Source organism: Micromonospora sp. CNZ297, assembly GCF_007827625.1.
The window spans coordinates 536,624-555,011 of sequence record NZ_VISU01000003.1 but is presented as its reverse complement, the minus strand read 5'-3'; the positions used below and the strand labels follow the sequence as shown (position 1 = coordinate 555,011).

General features: G+C 69.2%; 20 protein-coding genes and 1 pseudogene. 11 read left to right on the top strand and 10 right to left on the bottom strand.

Translation table 11 applies throughout. The features are described 5' to 3' along the window. Positions 1 to 199: 199 nt before the first annotated feature. The 3 genes from FB454_RS08830 to FB454_RS08820 form a co-directional block, all read right to left on the bottom strand. The gene (locus FB454_RS08830; protein WP_145822797.1) at positions 200 to 1,021 is read right to left on the bottom strand and encodes a DUF6414 family protein; all 822 of its coding nucleotides are present in this window, start codon (positions 1,019 to 1,021) and stop codon (positions 200 to 202) included. A 398-nt stretch (positions 1,022 to 1,419) separates the two neighbouring features. After that, complete coding sequence (locus tag FB454_RS08825; RefSeq protein ID WP_145822796.1) at positions 1,420 to 1,857, bottom strand: hypothetical protein; 438 nt, start codon at positions 1,855 to 1,857, stop codon at positions 1,420 to 1,422. A gap of 287 nt (positions 1,858 to 2,144) precedes the next feature. Continuing rightward, positions 2,145 to 2,369, bottom strand: a complete 225-nt coding sequence (locus FB454_RS08820) for a winged helix-turn-helix domain-containing protein (protein ID WP_145822795.1) — start codon at positions 2,367 to 2,369, stop codon at positions 2,145 to 2,147. Positions 2,370 to 2,853: 484 nt separating this feature from the next. Between FB454_RS08820 and FB454_RS08810 the strand changes: the two genes are divergently transcribed. The 6 genes from FB454_RS08810 (at position 2,854) to FB454_RS08780 (ending at position 6,652) form a co-directional block, all read left to right on the top strand. Further along, positions 2,854 to 3,072: a flavin reductase gene (locus tag FB454_RS08810; protein WP_145822793.1), complete on the top strand. Its 219-nt coding sequence runs from the start codon at positions 2,854 to 2,856 to the stop codon at positions 3,070 to 3,072. Then, entirely contained in the window at positions 3,069 to 3,242 is a 174-nt protein-coding gene (locus FB454_RS34810) for a hypothetical protein (protein WP_186461556.1), read from the top strand. Before FB454_RS08810 ends, FB454_RS34810 begins: the two co-directional genes overlap by 4 nt. 277 nt (positions 3,243 to 3,519) lie before the next feature. Beyond that, a complete protein-coding gene (locus FB454_RS08800) occupies positions 3,520 to 4,716 on the top strand; it encodes a helix-turn-helix domain-containing protein (protein WP_145822791.1) in 1,197 nt (398 codons plus the stop codon). Between the two features lie 490 nt (positions 4,717 to 5,206). Continuing rightward, the gene (locus FB454_RS08790; protein WP_145822789.1) at positions 5,207 to 5,386 is read left to right on the top strand and encodes a hypothetical protein; all 180 of its coding nucleotides are present in this window, start codon (positions 5,207 to 5,209) and stop codon (positions 5,384 to 5,386) included. After that, positions 5,383 to 5,691, top strand: a complete 309-nt coding sequence (locus tag FB454_RS08785; protein WP_041799229.1) for a hypothetical protein — start codon at positions 5,383 to 5,385, stop codon at positions 5,689 to 5,691. Before FB454_RS08790 ends, FB454_RS08785 begins: the two co-directional genes overlap by 4 nt. Positions 5,692 to 6,142: 451 nt before the next feature. Beyond that, positions 6,143 to 6,652 (top strand): DinB family protein, encoded by a 510-nt coding sequence (locus tag FB454_RS08780; protein ID WP_013285077.1) that lies wholly within the window; start codon positions 6,143 to 6,145, stop codon positions 6,650 to 6,652. Between the two features lie 28 nt (positions 6,653 to 6,680). Here FB454_RS08780 and wrbA read toward each other — a convergent pair whose 3' ends face one another. The 4 genes and pseudogenes from wrbA to FB454_RS35340 form a co-directional block, all read right to left on the bottom strand. After that, positions 6,681 to 7,322, bottom strand: a complete 642-nt coding sequence (wrbA, locus tag FB454_RS08775; RefSeq protein WP_013285078.1) for an NAD(P)H:quinone oxidoreductase — start codon at positions 7,320 to 7,322, stop codon at positions 6,681 to 6,683. A gap of 49 nt (positions 7,323 to 7,371) precedes the next feature. After that, positions 7,372 to 9,765: an ATP-binding protein gene (locus FB454_RS08770; RefSeq protein ID WP_486485405.1), complete on the bottom strand. Its 2,394-nt coding sequence runs from the start codon at positions 9,763 to 9,765 to the stop codon at positions 7,372 to 7,374. Between the two features lie 213 nt (positions 9,766 to 9,978). After that, positions 9,979 to 10,173: pseudogene (locus FB454_RS35345) on the bottom strand (AfsR/SARP family transcriptional regulator); the annotation flags it as partial. Continuing rightward, a complete protein-coding gene (locus FB454_RS35340; RefSeq protein WP_486485404.1) occupies positions 10,170 to 10,646 on the bottom strand; it encodes an AfsR/SARP family transcriptional regulator in 477 nt (158 codons plus the stop codon). The gene FB454_RS35340 and the pseudogene FB454_RS35345, both read right to left, overlap by 4 nt. 224 nt (positions 10,647 to 10,870) lie before the next feature. On the opposite strand from FB454_RS35340, the gene FB454_RS08765 reads away from it, so the two are divergent. Next, positions 10,871 to 12,034: an MFS transporter gene (locus FB454_RS08765; RefSeq protein WP_236619389.1), complete on the top strand. Its 1,164-nt coding sequence runs from the start codon at positions 10,871 to 10,873 to the stop codon at positions 12,032 to 12,034. Positions 12,035 to 12,141: 107 nt separating this feature from the next. After that, positions 12,142 to 12,804 carry a hypothetical protein gene (locus tag FB454_RS08760; RefSeq protein ID WP_145822788.1) on the top strand — a complete coding sequence of 221 codons (663 nt, stop codon included), beginning with the start codon at positions 12,142 to 12,144 and terminating at the stop codon, positions 12,802 to 12,804. Positions 12,805 to 12,833: 29 nt separating this feature from the next. Here the strand turns inward: FB454_RS08760 and FB454_RS08755 are convergent, their stop codons facing one another. Beyond that, positions 12,834 to 13,922 carry an epoxide hydrolase family protein gene (locus FB454_RS08755; protein ID WP_013285081.1) on the bottom strand — a complete coding sequence of 363 codons (1,089 nt, stop codon included), beginning with the start codon at positions 13,920 to 13,922 and terminating at the stop codon, positions 12,834 to 12,836. A gap of 262 nt (positions 13,923 to 14,184) precedes the next feature. Here FB454_RS08755 and ygiD point away from each other — a divergent pair, with 262 nt between their 5' ends. Further along, a complete protein-coding gene (gene ygiD / locus FB454_RS08750; RefSeq protein ID WP_013285082.1) occupies positions 14,185 to 15,030 on the top strand; it encodes a 4,5-DOPA-extradiol-dioxygenase in 846 nt (281 codons plus the stop codon). Between the two features lie 27 nt (positions 15,031 to 15,057). Then, complete coding sequence (locus tag FB454_RS08745; protein ID WP_041784169.1) at positions 15,058 to 15,813, top strand: ABC transporter permease; 756 nt, start codon at positions 15,058 to 15,060, stop codon at positions 15,811 to 15,813. 108 nt (positions 15,814 to 15,921) lie between these two features. Here FB454_RS08745 and FB454_RS08740 read toward each other — a convergent pair whose 3' ends face one another. Continuing rightward, complete coding sequence (locus FB454_RS08740; RefSeq protein WP_145822787.1) at positions 15,922 to 16,665, bottom strand: alpha/beta fold hydrolase; 744 nt, start codon at positions 16,663 to 16,665, stop codon at positions 15,922 to 15,924. A 58-nt stretch (positions 16,666 to 16,723) separates the two neighbouring features. Between FB454_RS08740 and FB454_RS08735 the strand changes: the two genes are divergently transcribed. Continuing rightward, entirely contained in the window at positions 16,724 to 17,680 is a 957-nt protein-coding gene (locus FB454_RS08735) for a helix-turn-helix transcriptional regulator (protein WP_145822786.1), read from the top strand. Between the two features lie 57 nt (positions 17,681 to 17,737). On the opposite strand, the gene FB454_RS08730 is transcribed toward FB454_RS08735, so the two are convergent. Beyond that, on the bottom strand, positions 17,738 to 18,304 hold the full coding sequence (locus tag FB454_RS08730) for a hypothetical protein (protein WP_145822785.1): 567 nt from the start codon (positions 18,302 to 18,304) through the stop codon (positions 17,738 to 17,740). Between the last annotated feature and the right edge of the window lie 84 nt (positions 18,305 to 18,388).

Below are 18,388 nucleotides of genomic sequence, written 5' to 3'. Positions count from 1 at the left end.
GTCCACACAACCGCCCATGATCGACGGTGGCTGCACCCGTTCACACACCACACCAAGCCCCAGCTCAGCCAAGGTCAACATCCCCGGCTGGAGTACTAGGAGCACCAGGACAGCGATGGCAGATGCCAGGCTGCTAGGAGAAAGCGCATGGCCAAGGAAAACCGAAGTTGTCCCCTCGGCTTGCCCGTCTGTTGCATACCTAATAGATGGCAATGGCCTTTACGACCACAACAGGGCCAGCGATCTTGAGATCGTCAGTGGTCATCGGTTTACCCGATATCGCAGCCATTCCGTCAAGCAGGTTTTCTAGCGGTATGGCTCGGCGCATCGATCGACCCATTCCCGAAAGGAAGAACTTGTCCAGAGAGTAATGGGAACCCTCCCCGACGATGGTGTCCACTTGGCCAAACACCGTACGCTCACCCTCAAGGTCATCAACGGCGGCCTGTCCCACGAGCCGCTCGGAGTCCAGAAGGACCAGGACGTGTGTCTTATTGGCATCGCCGAGTGCCGTGTCGAGTACAACTGAACCGCGAGTTGACCCATCGGCCATCAGCGAGACGAATTCCGCTGGCGGTTTGGAGCTCTCTAACAAGGACGGGTTCTGAGCAAACATGGTGAACATTCCTGTTAGGAGGGACCCGACGTCGGTGGCTGGCGAGATCTCCCAATCACCGTCGAGTTCAACGAGCTGGTGCCGCGTGATCGCACCTTTGGATAGGTCCCGCGTCACGTCTTCCCTCGCGGCTAGCGAATCGAGTAGCCGGTTGAGGGCGTTGGTCGGGTGATCTTTGATGGTGCGTGCCTGAGTTACCTCAACCTCCGAGCCCTTCGACCCGCCGAAGTCGAGGCTCGGTGTGCCAGGGAGAGGGACTGCTACCTTGACGGCGGCGTTGCCGGAGCGCTGACCGAGATCACGTTGCGTAACAGCCACGTCGACCATCACATCAATGTCGTGATAGTTGGCCAGCGGCACCAGAATTTCGGTGTTGAGATATAGAGGCGACCGGAAGACACTCATGAGGCTCGCCCTTCATGCGGTCGTGGGTGTCGGCCTAGTACAGCACGGTTCCCTTGCCAATACGTACCCTAGCCGAACCAGGAAGATCATCGGGCATGCGGTGGGCGCAACTGACACTGACAAGGGGCTGGCAACCGCCCTAAGGCGACGTAAGGGTTCGCCCAAGTCGCAGGCCGATCCGCCCGATTACAGATGATCGAAGCTGCCAGAGGGTTCAGGGTTCAAGTCTTAGTCACCCGGGTCCCGTGCCCGATCCGTGCCCGATGCAGCGGTCAACACCGGCCAGTAGAGGCCCATGGGGAGCCTGCCCGGTTGGCCCGTACGCCCATGACCCGCCGGCACCAGGCCTCAGGAGCCCTACTCAACCCGATTCCCAAGCTGACAGTGTTTGACCAGCGTCAGATCCGGTTGTAGGAGAGTGGGATCATGGATGACTGCTGGCTGCGGCGTCGATCATGCCATCTCACGAGGGCCTGCCGAGCGTCCCGTGTCGAGAGCGAACGATTGAACGTCAGATACAGAGACTGGTTGGGTTGCAACTCCCCCACCGGCATCTTTGGCCACAAGGCGGAGATATCAGGCTCGGTCAGCTCCAGAGAGTCTCCGTCTTCGTCGAACACCTGAACGTCGACCTGCTTCATGATGGCTGGCCCCTGGTTCGTTACTAGGAGCCGAACTTCGTTAGTGGGACCTGACTTCAACTGAGCGAGAATTAGGTCGAGCTGGACCCGGGGAGTGGCCGCTCGATCCTTTAACCAAGTACGAACCACGCCAAGCGAGAGACTGAGGATGCTAACCGCAAGTCCCAGCCACGCCGCCACGGTTGTCGCCGTCATGCTTGACAGGTTAGGGGACAGGGACCACCGGGATGAGCGACCAACTGGTGATGACCGGAACGCCCGTGGCCGGACCTCCGTGGACCTGTGTCGATTGGCGACCACCGCTAAGCGGCGATGGCCCTGTTGCTGTTGACAGCAACGGTGACAGCAACAGGGCCAGACGTGGAGGGCCAGCGGCGGAGGGCTGCGGATCAACGCCCGACGTCAGAGACGTGCGCGGACGCGCCCGGACGGAGCGCCCAGAACTTACAAGCGAGAGGTCGAAACTCGGAGACGTCCCCGGCTTACCGAGGAAGCGGGCTGGCGACGTAGACGCCCTTGCCCTGCCGGCCGTCGATCAGCCCTTCGGCCTTGAGCAGCAGCATGGCGGCGCGGATGACGGTGTTGCTGACCTCGTAGTGCTCGCAGAGGGCGGCGAACGAGGGCAGCTTGTCGCCGGGCTTCAACTGGCCGGAGCTGACCTGCTCTCGGATATCCCGGGCGACCTGTAGGTATGCAGCTTCAGACATCGGTGGTGCTCCCAGCTTGGCGGCTGGTGCAAGCAGACCACATCACGGGCTCGACTTACAACGCTATGTGTCTCAGCTGTTGACCCTGCGCACATTGCGTCCTAAGTTGCTCCTGGGGCTACCCAGCTTGGCGGCCGGGTCGTCCTGCCGTGGGTGCCCTGTCTCCGGACACGGTCGACCGGGTGCCCACGGGACCGCAAGCGTCGGCGGGAGGCGCGGTGACTAGACCGAACGATGCAACTGGTTCGACCGCAGGTGCCGTGTCGGATACCGGGTACAACCCGAGGCAGTTCGACGGCCGGCGGCGCGTCTCGTACGACGAGTACGTCCTGGCGGTGGCGCTCACCCTCGCCCGCCGTCATCGGCCCGTCTGGTCATGGCGGCACTGGCGACATGTCTGCCGCTGCGGAAGCAGCCTGCCCTGCCGAAGCCGCCACCGCATCCCGATCAACCGCGGCCACTGGCCCAGCCAGGACGGCCCGCGATGACCACCCACCACCCGATCAAACCGGCCTGGTCCTGCGGCGGTTGTGCGGGGGAATGGCCCTGCCAGACCCGGCGGCGGGAGCTGCGAGCGGAGTACGACCGCGCCCCGGTGTCGCTGGCTCTCTACCTGGCCGCCCAGCTCGTCGACGCCGCCCAGGACCTGGCCCACGTCCCCGCCGGCCACCTGCACCACCGCTTCCTGGGTTGGACCCGATGAGCATCCTTCGACCCGGCGACGAGAAGTTCCACTACAGCGACGGCTCCCACAAGTGGACCTCGCCGGACCCGGACTACGACCAGGAGGTCTGGGAGGAGCAGGTCCGCCAGCACAAGCAAGGCCACCTCAGAAACGAACGCCCCAAGGTCCGCATCCAACGCCTGATCTGAGGCCAGCAGTACAGCAGCGAAGTACAGCAACCGTGCCAGCCGAACCAGGCCGAGCAGCGCATCAACAGGCCGTCTGACCTCGCATCGAGCCTGATCCGACCGGCTCGCCGACAGTTCACACCGAAGAGATCACTATTTGACCCCACGGGTGCCGTGGGTCCAAGGCCCCTTCCCCGAGAAGTGAGCAGCGCGGGCATCCACGTGTGAAGAGTCGGGGTACCGTCGAGGGGGTGGCGGCCGGCTGATTAGCCGGGCCTCTTGAGCTGGGAGCGGCGCTATGGCCTCGTCCGTCGATCCGCGCTTTGGGGTAGCTCTGCGGGAGTTTCGGGAGCGGCGTGGCCTGTCGCTTCGGTCTCTCGGGCAACTCGCTCACCGGAGTAAGAGCCATCTGCACGAGTTGGAGGCAGGGCTCAAGGCTCCGACGGTCGACACAGCGCGCCACCTGGACCGGATTCTCGACGCCGGGGGAGTGCTTGCTCGGCTGGTCGATGCGCCGATCGACCATGCGGCCGAGGCCGGCGAGTTGCGAGCGAGAGTCGCCGCCAGTGATGTCAGCAACGACATGCTCGAACGGATCGAGCAGGGCGTTGACGACCTCGCCAGCTCCTATCCGACGATGGCACCGGCGGATCTGTTGCCGTTGGTGCGGCGGCACCTCTCCTATGTGGTGCGGCTGCTCGACGGACGGGTAACGCTTGCTCAACAGCGTCGGCTGTTGGTTGCCGGCGGTTGGTTGGCGGTGCTGCGGGCCACGGTTCACATCGACCTGCGGCAGCGGAATGCTGCGGCTGCTCATCTGCGAGCTGCTCGTGACCTTGCTGAACATGCTGAGCATCCCGAAATTCAGGCGTGGTGTCTGGAGACGCGGGCTTGGGACGTGTTGACGCAAGGTGACTACCGTTCAGCACTCGATCTTTCCCAGCAAGCTCAACGGGTTGCGCCTCAGGGCAGCTCTGCCAGGATTCAGGCGACTGCTCAGGAGGCCCGTGCATGGGCTCGCATCGGGGACGTTGCTGCCACCCGGCGAACGCTGGATCGGGTAGAGCGGTTGGCGGCGAATCTTCCCGTTCCCGAGCGAGCCGAGCATCACTATCGCTACGACCCTGCCAAAGCCGCCGCCTATACGGCCACGACTTTGGCGTGGGCCGGTGACCCGGGCGCCGAGCAGGTGGCTCGGGCCGTAGTGGCCGATCTGGATCCGCACGGCGATGGGGGAGCGCGGCCACGCCGGTCGGCATCGGCGCGTCTCGACCTCGGACTTGCTCTCGTCGCGGCCGGTCAGCCGGACGAAGCGGTTGCGCTCGGGGCGCAGGCCGTGGCATCCGGGCGAGTGGTGCCGTCGAACTGGTGGCGAGCCGCGGAACTTCTGGCCAAGGTCGAGGATCTCGGAGTGCCCGAGGCCGCGATGTTCCGTGAACTGTGCGTCGAGTACGCGCCGAGCCGACGATCGACAGCGGACAGCACACCTGGTTAGCGGACAGTCACCTTCTGGATCGTAGACGCGCGCGGCGCGACGCTGGACCTCACTGAACCGGGCGCGGATCGAGGCACATCAGCTGGTGCCTCTTCGTGCTCTCATCACGGAGGGCCAGAAGATGACGGTGCCTATCGGGCTCCTGCGGCGACTCGTAGGTCGGCACCTCCCGTCGATTCCGACGGCGTGCGGCGTCGGGCAGCGCATCCAGATGATGGAGCAGGACATCGCCCGGCGGCGGTTGCTGGACCAGGCGCGCGGCGGGCAACAGGCCCCGGCGGGCGCCGGGGACACATCGATGTCGCGGGAGCGGCGCGTCTCGTATGACGACTACCTTTCCGCCACCGCGCTGACTCTTGCCCGACGGCATCGGCCGGTGTGGTCGTGGCGGCTCTGGCGGCGCATCTGCCGCTGTGGGTCCGAACTGCCCTGCCGCGTCCGGCATCGGATACCGATCAATCGGGGCCACTGGCCGTCCGGAGGGTGAGCAGTGACCAGTGAGCAGGAACAGGCGATCGTCGCGGTTCACGTACGAGGGCTCGACGGCATGTGTGTCGGGTGCCGGGCGTGGTGGGCGCGGCTCGCGCCGTACCCGTGCTGGCAGGTGGAGTGGGCGACGAGCCGGCAGGCGCGGGCGATCACCGCGCGGTTCCTGGAGAGCGCGTGGTGACCACCCACGGCCCGGTCATGCCGGTCTGGAGCTGCGGTGGCTGCTACCTGCCCTGGCCCTGCCCCACGCGCAAGCGGGAGCTGCGCGCGGAGTTCATGGATGCGCCGGTGTCGCTGGCCCTCTACCTCGGTGCCTACCTCGTCCAGGCCACCGAGGACATGCCCTGGACGCCGGCGGGGGTGCTGCACTGTCGCTTCCTCGGCTGGACCAGGGCGGCCGACCAGCCCATGCCAGCAGTACAGCAGCGATGTACAGCAACCGGGCCAGCCGAACCGAGCCGGGCAGCGCGTGATCAGCCCGTCTGACCTCATATCAAGCCTGATCCGATCGGCTCGCTGAGAGTGCACACCGAAGCGGTCGGCGCGACTTCCGCTGTCGGCCTCAGTGCTGCCCGAGAGCTCGAAGGACATAGCCTGGCTCTACGTCAGACGCTGCCACGTCAGGCAGTACGAGAGACGCGGTACCGGGACGCGAGTGCAGCTCAACGTAGGCGCGGGTTGCGGCCACGACGTAGCCGCCACACAGAACCTCTACCATGTCGCCTTGGCGCAGGTCGGTCGGACTACAAGACCCGGACACGATCAGTGGGCGGCCCGTGACGTCGAAGACGTGGGCGATCACCATCTCGAAGCGGGGTTCCGGCACCAGCCGAGTGTAGGAACCGTTGGCGAAGAGGCCGTCTGACGTCCGCCGCAGCCACCCGCGACACTGGCTCGTATGGTGCGCGGCCCACTTTGGCCTGCGGATACTGGTCGGATGACCATCGAGTTTCCCGCACCCACCGTTCCGGCCGCCGGTCGTACGGAGGTGTTCCTGCGCTACCTCGACTACTTCCGGGACACGGTGGTGGCGAAGGTGCTCGCGCTGTCCGAGGACGACGTGCGCCGCAGCGCGCTGCCGTCCGGGTGGACGCCGCTGGAACTGGTCAAGCACCTGCGGTACGTGGAGCTGCGCTGGATCGAGTGGGGATTCCAGGGGCGCGAGGTCGGCGACCCGTGGGGTGACCGGCGAGACGAGCGGTGGTTCGTCGGGCCGGAGGAGACCCGGGCCGACCTGCTGGCCGCGCTGCGCGCGCAGGGCCGGCACACGCGGGCGGTGGTGGAGGGCAGCGACCTCGACGCGATCGGCGCGCCCGGTGAGCGTTGGGACGGCGCCGACCCGGCGTCGCTGGAGCGGGTGCTGTTCCACCTCGTGCAGGAGTACGCCCGCCACCTCGGGCACCTGGACATCGTGGCAGAACTGGCAGGCGGCCCAACCGGCGAGTAATAGATCGTACTGCTCCCGCCGCCGGGCCTCACCCGAGCCGGCTGTCCGCGCGGGCGGCGGCGACAGCGGCTGCCATCCGGGTCAGGCGTGCGCCCTGGAAGCAGGCCGTCTCGAGGACAGCTTTGACGTACTCGGGATCCCGGCTGGCGCGGCTCTCCACCAGGCTGACGCCGTACGGGTTTCCGCCGGCGGCGTGAGCGGTGTCGTAGTTCAGGTAGCCCGTGGGGAGGATGATCGACCCCCAGTGGTGGAAGGTCTGGTAGAGGCTGAGCAGGGTTGCCTCCTGGCCGCCGTGTTCCTCATAGGTGGCCGTGAAGCCGGTCGCCGGCTTGTCGGCCAGTTCCTCCGCCTGCCACGGGACGGTCGTGGTGTCGAGAAACTGGCGCAGCTGGGAGCAGATGTTCCCGAAACGGGTCGGCGTGCCGAAGGCGTACCCGTTGGCCCACCGAAGGTCGTCCAGGGTGGCGACCGGGATGTCGGCAGTGGCGTCGAGGTGGGCTCGCCACTGCGGCTTGGCATCGATGACGTGCTCCGGTGCCAACTCTGCCACCCGGCGCAGGCGGACCTCCGCGCCGGCGTCGGCGGCTCCGTCGACGAATGCCTGCGCGAGCCGGTGCACAGTGCCGGTGGCGGAGTAGTAGATGACGGCGATCCTGGCATCGGTGTGCATGGTGCCTCCTGGGGTCGGCTCGGTTCTCGGTCAACCGTGCCGATCAGGCTTACCGTTCGCTGACCATCCCCTTACCGACGCCGCTGAACGGCTGTTCGTCGAGGTCGAGCTGCGCGCCGCGGCTCATTTCGGCGGCGAGTTCGTCGCTGCCGAGCGCCTCCCGGAGGCGGACGGTGATGCGCTGGACGTCATGTTGCTCCCCGGGAGGAAGCGGCGCTCCGGCGGCCTCGCGCAGCGTCCGCGCCGCGGCGAGCAGCCGCGCGGCGGTGCGACTGTCACCGTCGAGACTGATGGCCCCGGCCAGGCCCTCGAGAGCCAGGGCGACCGCCCGTTGATCCCCGGTGGCGCGCGCCGCGTCGAGCGACTCACGGTGGTGGCGCTCGGCGAGGACAGCATCACCGCGGTGCTCCGCGATGAATCCCAACTCGGCCAGCGCGAGCGCGCAGCCCGGCAGGAAGCCGGCGCGGCGGTTCCAGTCGAGGAGGTTTCGCTGCTGGGTCTCGGCGGCGTCGAGGTCGCCCCGCCGTCGCGCGATCATCGCCAGGCCCGTGCCGGCGAAGGCGGCGGCTGAGCGGCTCGACTGTTCCTGCGCCACCTGTAGCGCGCGGTCGTGACTGACGGCGGCCTCGTCGAGGTCGCCCCTCAAGATGGCGAGCCGGCCGATGCATGCCAACTGCCGGGACACCGACGTCCACAGTCGCAGGTGTTCGGCGATGCGCAGCGCCTCCCGGTAGCGCGTGGCGGCGCGATCGTAGTCGCCGTGGATCTCGGCCAGGGTTCCCAGCAGGCTCGTCGGATGCACCTGTCCCCAGCGGTCGCCCACCTGCTCGAACAGCGACCGGCTGGTCTCGCAGTCACGCTGCGCGGCGGGCAGGTCGCTGCGGAGTACGAGCGCGAGGTCCGCTCGGATGGCACAGGCGGCAGCGATGCCCCACCGGTCCCCGCCGGCGCGGAACGCCGCCAGCGCCGCGTCGACCAGGACGGCGGCCTCGCCCGGATCTCCGGAGCCGAGCATCATGGAGGCGAACAACCACTGCGCGAACGCCTTCTCCGGCCCCTCGGTGTCCTGGTAGCTCTCCAGGATCCGCTGCCGGGGAGCGGTCGGATCGCCGTCCCGGGTGGCGAGAGCGGTCAGCCACATCTCCGCATGTCGCCGTAGGCCGTCCGGTGCGACGTCGTCCTCGCTCCTCGGGACGATGTCCAACGCCGTTCGCAGTGACCGGCTCACCTCTCCGAATCGACCCCGGAGAAGCCGGTACCAGGACAACGCGGTGGCGAGCGCCAAGCCCACGCGGGCCTGACCGTCGGTGGCGGCGACGTCGAGTGCCGCCCGGAGGTTTGCGTTCTCGGCGTCGAGCTCGCGCAGCGCACGACTCTGATCGTGACCACGTAGCCGTCCGGCGGCCTGCTCGGCGAGACGGGCGAAACACGTGACGTAACGGCGACGAGTTTCGGGCAGTTCGGCGGCGCTGCCGAGCTGTTCCAGACCGTAGGCAGCCACTGTCTCCGGTAGGCGAAAACGTCGCGGACTCTCGTCGTGCCGCACCATGACCAGCGATCGGTCGATCAGGCGTGCCAGCACATCGAGGACCTCGTCCGATGCCACCTGCCCGCCACCGCACACCTGCTCGGCGGCGGCCAGGGTGGCGCCGTCGGCGAAGACCGCAAGCCGGCGCAGCACCGCGCGTTCGGGAGGCGACAGCAACTCCCAACTCCAGTCGATCACGGCGCGAAGCCCCTGCTGACGCGGGGGCGCGGTGCGCCGGCCGGATGACAGCAGCCGGAAGCGATCGTCGAGCCGTGCCGCCAGCTCGCCCGGGTCGAGAACGGCCAGGCGGGACGCGGCCAGTTCCAGCGCCAGCGGTACGCCGTCGAGACGCCGGCAGATGACGGCGACCGCGTCCGCGTTCCGCTGATCGACGGTGAACCCCGGCTCGGTGGCGCGGGCGCGGGCTACGAAGATCCGAACCGCCGGAGCCTCGGCGATCTGCCGCGCGCCGGCTCCGGGCTCCGGCAGGCCAAGCGGCGGCACCGGAAAGACGACTTCGCCGGGGATCCCGAGCGGCTCGCGGCTCGTCGCCAGGATGCGCAGGTCGGCCGCGGCGCCGAGGAGTTTCTCGGTCAGTTGAGCGACCGGCGCCACCACGTGTTCGCAGTTGTCGAGCAGCAACAGCATTCGCCGACCCCGCAGCGCGGTGACCAGCCGGTCCATCGGCTCGCGCGGTGGTCGGTCCCCGGGCAGGCCGGGCGGACCGTCGTCCCGGATCTCGAGCGTCGCCGCCACCATGTCGACGATCTCGGTGCAGGTCGCGTGGTCGCCGTCGTACTGCTGGCCGGCCAGCTCGACGAGCCACACTCCAGCGGGGAACGTTTCACCCAGCGCACGGGCGGCCTCGATCGCCAGCCTGCTCTTTCCCACCCCACCGAGACCGGTCAGGGTCACCAGCCGCTCGTTCGTCAGCCGCTCCCGTACCGCCTCGACGGCCGCGTCGCGCCCGATCAGCCCACCGTACGGACCAGGCGACAGCGGCGCCGGCAGGTTGGTTCGGGCCGGAGCCGACGCCGGTGCCGGCGGCTGGAGGGCGGGATCCTGGCGCAGGATCGCCCCGTGCAGCTCGACCAACTCTCTGCCGGGATCGATGCCGAGTTCGTCGCGCGCCTGCCGACGGAACTGCTCGTAGGCGAACAGCGCCTCATGCTGGCGTCCCGAGCCGTACAGCGCGCGCAGGTGCGCGGCCCGTAGTCGCTCACGCCACGGGTGGTGCGCGACCAGGTCGCTCAGTTCCCCGGCGAGCAGGTGGTGCTCACCGAGATCGAGCCGTGCCTCGGCCAGTTCCTCCAGCGCGGTCAGGCGCTGGTCGTTGAGCCGCTCGACCGTCTGGCGGACGAATCGCTCGTCACTGAGTCGGCGTACGGGGAACCGCGCCAGAGCGACAGGGCCTCCGTCAGCGTCGCCGCCCGCACAGCCGGCTCCCGCTGCGCGCTCGAACGTAGCAACAGAGCGGCGAAGCGACCGGCGTCGACCGATTCCGACGGCGTCCGCAGCCGGTAGCCGGCTTCACCGGACTCGACCAGCGCACGGCCACCCACCTCGCCCGCCCCCAGTGCGCGGCGCAACTGCGACACCTTGGTCTGGAGCGCCCCGAGCGCGTTGCCGGGCGCCTCGTCACCCCAGAGATCTTCGATCAGCCGGTCGGCGGTCACCGGGCGTCCCTCATGAACCAGCAGGTCAGCCAGCAGACCACGCACTTTGAGGCCGGGCACGGCGACAGGAGTGCCGTCCGACGTCCACACCGCGACGTCGCCCAGCACTCCGAACCTCATCGCTTCACACTAGCCAGCCGGCTGTCCCGCCCCGCGAACGTCCGCCGACCGCGGGTCTGCTCACCAGAAGCGGTGCGGGGTCACCGACGCGTACGTCAGCCGGTCATCAGTCGATGGTAAGGAGCCCCGGGCAGGCTGAACCGAGCCGACACCGGAGGAACGACATGGATCAGCTACAGCGGCGCCGAGCCGCTCACCGTCCCAGGCAGCTCGCACCAGGGCGGGTGGCCACACCCTGGCTCGCCCTGCTGGCCGGTCCGCTGTCGTTCGGGATTGCCGCACCGGCACTGCTGCTCGACGACCTGGCGCGCGCAACGGGTAGCGGGGAACAGGCCGCGGCCGCCGGCGTAACCGCCTTCGGCTGGGGGATCGCGTTGGGGACGCCGCTGCTGGCGGCGCTGCTCGCCCGTCGCGGCGTAGGAGCGGTCCTGACCGTCGCGTCCGCGCTGGTGGCCGCGGGGACGCTCCTCCTCGTGCTGATCCCGAGCGTGCCGGCGATGGTGGCCGGTGCGGCGGTGCAGGGACTGGGGTCTGCCGGACTCACCGTGACGGCGATGAAACTGGCCGACTCGGCCCGGCAGATGGGCGTGGTCGCCGCGTCGCTGGCGGTCGTCGGGGCCACCGGTCCGCTGACCGGGGCACTGATCGCCGACCTCTCGTCGTGGCAGGTGGCGCTGGCGTTGCCGCTGCTGGCGGTGCTCGCCGTGCCCGCGGCTCGCCGCGGCACCACCGCAGCGGACGCGGTGCCGGCGCCATTCGATTTCTTCGGAATGACCATCCTGGCCATGCTGGTCACCGCTGCCGTCCTCATTCCGCACCGACCGCTGGTGGCCGGCCCGGCCACCGTCGTACTGCTGCCTCTGCTGGTGTTCTGGATGAAGGTCCGTCCGGACGGCTTCCTGCCTGCTGCGGTGGCACGGAACGGCCGGTTCCTCGCGGCGTGCGCGCTGGCCTTCGCGCTGGGAGTGGGGAACTTCGCCCTGCTCTACGCCGCGCCGGACCTGCTGCGACAGCACGCGGGATGGGCAGGCACCCTGAGCGGGACCGTGCTGCTGGCGCCGTACCTGATCGGCGGCATCTGCTCCGGGTTCCTGGTCGCGGCATCCGTGCGAGTGTCACGCCGCGTCGCGGCCGCCGCGTTGCTCGTCACCGGCGCCACCGCACCGCTGCTGGCGGCGGTCACCACCGCCGTACCGCTGCTGCTTGCGGCGATGACGCTCGGCTCCTTGGCCGCCGCGACCGGCCAAGGCGTACTCGCCCTGCACGCGGCCGGCGTCGTGTCCGCCTCCCACCGGGCCGAAGCACTCGGCCTGTTCAACCTCGCCTACCTGCTCAGCGTCGCGATCGGACCAGTGGTTGCCGTGACGCTCTCGCACCCAACCGCTTGAGGACCCCGACGCGCAGTTCAACGTCGGCCGCCTCGGCGTCGTGGCCTGCGTGGCGCACTGTTCGAGAGGATCTGGACCACTCCTGCCATGGCTGAAATGATCCGGACGTGAAGGCTGATGCCACAGGCCGACGCAGCCTGGACGAGGTACGCGAGTACCAGGTGACGCGACTCAACCACGCCTTGCGCCGGCCGGGCATGTGGGGCGGCGAGACCGCCTTGCGACTGTTGATGGACGCGGTGGCCTTCGTCGACGGGCTCGACGAGGTCTGGCAGGCCGAGTGTGAGCAGCTCAGTGCGCGGGGAGCCGTCAATTCGCTCGGTGTGCGCGGAGCCTTCTCCGAGATCCTGCCCGGATACCGCGACGACGGAGCGGTGGCCTCGGTCTACGCCGACATCGCCTGGCGGCACGGCTGGCTCAAGGTTGATCGGACGCTCTCCGCCGATGACTTCCAGCGGCTACGTGACGAAGCCACCCGCTGGTGTACCCAAGACCGCTACCTCGATGAGGCCCTGGTCGAACTCGGGGCACCCGCCGTGCTGTTCGGCGGTGGCAATCCCTGCTATCCCAAGACCCTGGCCTACGCCGCCGACCGCGCCACTGGGCTGATCTGCCTGCACTTCGCCGGCACGTGCGACTGGAACACCACACAGCCACAGCCGGAATCCCCACCTGTGCTGCTGGCGATCCGCCACGGCGACGGCGCCTTCGCGGACACCTTCACCCTCACACCGACAGGCTCCACCTATCGCTACGAAGCCGACCGTTGACCAACCGTACACGAGGTGGAGTTCCTGGATCATCGCAGTGCGTTGAAGAAGGCGCGCAGGTCGGCAGCGAGCAGATCGGGCTCTTCCTGGGCGAGGAAGTGGCCGCCGACGCTGGGCTCGCGCCAGTGGGTGAGGTTGGCGTAGGTGCGTTCGGCGAACGACCGGGGCAGGCCGGCGTCCTCCACGCTGACCGTGATGCCGGCGGGCACGTCGACCATCGGCAGGTGTGGGGCCAGGTGGTCGTCACGGTAGGGGCGGAAGGACGTGCTGATGCAGTTGGTGACCCAGTACAGCATCACGGTGGTCAGCAGCTCGTCGAAGCCGAACCGGCGGGAGATGTCGCCGCCGCAGTCGCTCCAGCGCTGGTACTTCTCGATGATCCATGCGGCCAGTCCGGACGGCGAGTCGCTCAGCGCGGCCGCGAGGGTGTCGGGCCGTGTCTCCTGGATGATTCCGTAGCCCCAGTCGTCTTGGGCCTTCGCGTCGAGCATGGCGATGAACGCCTCCTCGGCCGGGCTGAGGTCGCCCCTGCGGTCCGCCGGCGGGAACTTGATGTGCTGCGAGAAGACCCCGATGACCCGATCTGCGTGGCGGGCGCCGAGCCACGTCGACACGCCGGACCCGACATCGCCACCGTAGGCGCCGAAGCGGTCGTAGCCCAGACGGGTCATCAGCTCGGCCCACACGTCCGCGACAGCCGCCTCGGTCGTCGGGCCCTCGGCGAGTGGTCCGGAGAAGACGAAGCCCGGCAGGCTCGGTATGACGAGGTCGAAGTCTGCGAGCCGGGACACCAGGGGCAGCATCTCCGTGTACGTGCCGGGCCAGCCGTGGGTCAGGATCAGCGCCGTGGCGTCGGGCGATGCCGAGCGGACATGAACGAAGTGGACCGGCGCGCCCCGGACCGTGGTGACGAACTGGGGGTACCGGTTGAGGGCACGCTCGGCCGCACGCCAGTCGAATCCGTCGAGCCAGTACCGCACCAGATCTGCCAGGTACCCAGGGTCGGTGCCGGCGGCCCACGGCTCCCCTGGTGCGGCCGGCGCGAACCTCGTCCGCGAAAGCCGAGCGCGCAGGTCGTCCAGGACGGCTTCGGGCACATCGATGCGGAAGGGCGTCACCCGATCATGCTCCCATCGCAAGGAGTCACTGGGCAGCCGCCCGAACGGGCAGGCTGCCGCCGCGGTGTGACCATACTCGGTCGGCAGCCACGATCCGGGAGACTCGATCACCGCTCTCCGGAGGAGCGTGATTCCGGCCGGAACCGCTGCCAGGTGGCACTATCGTGACCCTCAGGTCCGGCAGGCCGCGCCGTGCGAACCGGTCCTCCTAGGGAGGGAAGTTCACGTGCCTTCAGACGTACATCCGGGCTCGGAGGTCTTGATGCCCGCGGCGTTCCTGGGCCACGGCAACCCCATGAACGCCCTTGAGGTCAACCGGTACACCTCCGCGTGGAGAGCCTTCGGCGCAGCGGTGCCGCGTCCCCGCGCGATCCTGGTGGTCAGTGCCCACTGGTACATCAACGCCACGGCCGTCACCGCGATGCCCCGGCCGAGGACCATTCACGACTTCTACGGGTTTCCGCAGGAGCTGTTCGAGGTGCAGTACCCGGCGCCCGGGCTGCCCGAACTGGCTGAGGAGGTCAGTGACGTCGTCCATCCGACCTGGGTCGGGGCGGACGTCGACAGCTGGGGCATCGACCACGGCACCTGGTCGGTGCTGATGCATGCCTTTCCGGACGCGACGATTCCCGTCGTCCAGCTCAGCATCAACGCCGACAAGCCGATGGACTACCACCTTCAACTCGGCGCCCGGCTCGCTCCACTGCGCCGGCGTGGAGTGCTGATCGTGGCGAGCGGCAACGTCGTGCACAACCTGCGCGGCATGGACTGGGCGCTGGCCGACGACGGCTTCGACTGGGCGAGACGCTTCGACGAGGACGCCAAGGCCCGGATGCTGACCGACCCGGGCGAGTACGCGACCCTCGACGCGCACGGGGACTTCCGCCGTGCGGTACCGACACCGGATCACTTCATCCCCGCGTTGTACCTCGCCGGCCTGGCCGCCGCCATGGACACCCCCGACACCGAGGTCCTCGTCGACGGCTACGCCTACGGCTCGCTGTCCATGACGGCCTACACCCTGGGCATGTCCTGTCCACCGGCTGCCGGCCGGGGCGGATCCCCGCAGCCACCGCCCGGCCTGCCGCCGGACGGCTCCAACATCTGAGCAAGCGCCGGCTGGTCGAATGCTCCCATGGATCAAGGTGCAGTCGCGGTGGGTCCGGCGCTCGCCGCCGTACTCGTCGTTCTCGTGCTCGTCGCCGTGGCAACGGTGCGGGCCGGTCGGCTCGGCCACGCCCGTGGCATCGCCACGGCGGCGCTGCGCGCGGTGGTGCAGTTGTGCGCCGTGGCGCTGCTCATCACTGCCGTCCTGCGGTCGTGGTGGGCCAGCGCCGGGTTCATCACGCTGATGATCCTGGTCGCGGCCGCGACCTCCGCACGCCGGGTCAGCTCGCTTCGCCTCGGCTGGCCGGTGCTGGCGCCGATCGCGGCCGGCGCGCTCCCGGCCTCCGCCCTCGTCGTGGCCTCCGGCGCGGTGCCGCTGACCGAGGTCGCGGTCGTTCCGATCGCCGGAATCCTCATCGGCGGGGCGATGACGGCCACCTCCCTGGCGGGCCGCCGCGCGTTGGACGAGCTTCGCGACCGCCACGGCGAGTACGAGGCGGCCCTGGCGTTGGGCCTCGTGCCGCGGGATGCGGCGCTGGAGATCTGCCGGCCCAGCGCGGGGCAGGCGCTGGTGCCCGCGCTGGACCAGACACGCACCGTCGGCCTGGTGACACTCCCCGGCGCCTTCGTCGGTGTGCTGCTCGGCGGCGGCACACCCGTCCAGGCCGGGGCAGCCCAGCTACTGGTCCTGGTCGCGCTCCTGGCCGTCGAGGCGATCGCCGTCGCGGTGACCGTCGAGCTGGTCGCCAACGGACTGCTTCGCCGACCGGGCCCTGCCGTCTAGGTTCCGCTTCGACGTCTGACCGCCTGGCCGGGAGAGAACCCGAAAACGGGATGGTTCCCCCGTGCCGGTGCCCGGGTGACCTGGGTACGGTCGCCCGGGCACCGCAGGCTATGCCGTCGGCCTGGCTTCGTGCAGGATCCGGGCCAGCTCGGCCGGCCGGCTGAGCATCGGCCAGTGCCATGTCGGCAGTTCCTCGTACCGCCACGAATCGCCGGCCATGTGCCGGCACAGCGGCATGGTTGCGGCCATCTCGCGTGCCTGCTCGGCGGTGAAGCTCGACAGCACGCCGAGGCGGGGCAGCTTCTCCCACGCCCCGGTGAGCCGCACCGGGGTGGTGGCAGTCGCCCACGGCTGGGCCACCGATCGCTCATCGAGCAACGCGACGACCGATTCATCCACGTCTGCTGCTCCCGCCGCCAGTTCGGCCCACGGCGGGGGCGGCAGCCGCCAGCCGTCGCCGTGTTCGGCGACCACCGCCGCGTTGCGTTCACGCTCCGGGGGCGGGCTGAAGTCCTCGTTCGCCGCCCCGTCGGGCAGCGGGCCGGTGTCGACGAAGACCAGTTGGGCGATGCGGTCGGTCATGCGGTCGGCAACGGCTGTCGTCACGACCGCGCCGGCGTAGCTGTGCCCGACGAGAACCACGTCGTGCAGGTCCTCGTAGCGCAGCAGGTTGACCACGTCGGTGACGTGGACGTCGAGGTCGGTGTCCGGGCGGGCCAGGTGGGCGCGTTCGCCCAGGCCGGTCAGGCTCAGCGGGTGCACCTCGTGGCCGTGCCTGCGCAGGGCCGCGGTGACCGGGCGCCAGGCCCATGCGCCGAGCCAGAACCCGGGAACCAGTACGAAGGTCGTCATGCCTGACACGCTACGATCGATACCGGACAGGTTCCGCCCGGATTAGGAGTGGGGATTTGTGACCCGGCCGACCGCGCGCGTACTGGCGTTGCTGGAGATCCTCCAGGCCGGCGGCGGCTTCACCGTCGCCGACCTGGCCGGTCGGCTGGGCGTCGACGAGCGCACGGTCCGCCGGTACGCCGCGCACCTCGCCGACCTGGGCATCCCGGTCGAGGCCCGGCGCGGTCGCTACGGCGGATACCGGCTCGCGCCCGGATACAAGCTGCCGCCACTCATGCTCACCGACGAGGAGGCGGTCGCCGTCATGCTCGGGCTCGTGGCCGCCGGCCGGGCCGGGCTGGTCACCGCCGAAGGCGCGGCCGCCGAGAGCGCGACCGCGAAGATCCGCCGGGTGCTGCCGGCCGTTCTCGCCCGGCGGATCGATTCGCTGCTGGAGACAGTGGACTTCACCGCACGGGTCCGGAAGCCCGCCCCGGCCGGCATCGAGGTGCTGCTGGTGCTCGCCGACGCGGCCCGACATCAGCAACCGGTGAGCATCACCTACACCACCTGGCGCGGCGAGTCCGGCGAGCGCCGGCTCGACCCGTACGGGCTGGTCTTCCACGCCGGCCGGTGGTACGTCACCGGCCACGACCACAACCGCCGGGCCGTACGGACGTTCCGGCTCGACCGCATCGGGACGGCCCACCCCACCCCGGGCAGGTTCGAGATCCCGGCCGGCTTCGATCCCACCACGCAGGTCCTCGCCGGTCTGGCAGCAGTGCCGTACGCGCACGACATCTCCGTGGTGCTGCACACCAGCCTGGAGCAGGCACAGCGACGGATCCCGCCCTCGGTCGGCACGCTCACCGAGGTTCCCGGCGGAGTACGCCTCACCGCCCGAGCCGAACGGCTCGACGGTGCGGCACAGATGCTCGCCGGGCTCGGCTGGTCGTTCACGATCGACCGCCCGGACGAACTCAAGGACGAGGTACGCGCCCTGGCCGCCCGACTGCTCACCGACGCCGACGCTTGAGGCTCGGTAGTGGTGGTCAGAGCCGCCTCGGCCCAGTGCGGATGGCGCGCGGCTGGGTCAGGCCGGCGGATCGTCTCGGAAGAGAGCTTCCCTCAAGCCTCGGCCGCCCCAGCGGGTGGCGACGAGTTCGGGTCGAGGACGGGTCGGCTCGGGCACCCCGCGGTGTGGTCTGGTGTCGGGCGCAGGACGGTCCCAATCGGCGATCAGCGCGAAAGGATCGGTCACGCGGCCCGGCTCATCCTCACACCGCTCCCGGACAACCATCGCCGGATGGAAGCGCAGTTCCTGCGCCATCCCGCAGTCGTCGGCCCGCGAGGCGACCACGGCCCCGCAGCCTCGACAGGCGACGCAGGGGATCCATCCCACCATCGACCAGCAGCCCGTGCGGACACGGTCATGGACGAAGCGTGTCCCGCGTACGTCGCCGAGTGAGAGGACGAAGGTGCCGGTGAGCTGATCACGGCCGTAGGCGGCCTCGTCGATCGCGTAGGCGCCCGGGTCGAGGAGCGGCGGGTTCACGTGGTGGCAGTCCAGGACCGACCAGTGCGGCGGCGCCGGCAGTTCCACCAACCGGACCGGGACGCTCAGCTTCTTCCCGCAGCTCGCACACCGAAAGCGCTCCACTGCCGCAGTGTGACATCGCGGCCGAGCGACGGCATCCGAGATGTGCTTTCCTCGGCGGGCCTGGCCCAGCTGGTCCTCGATACG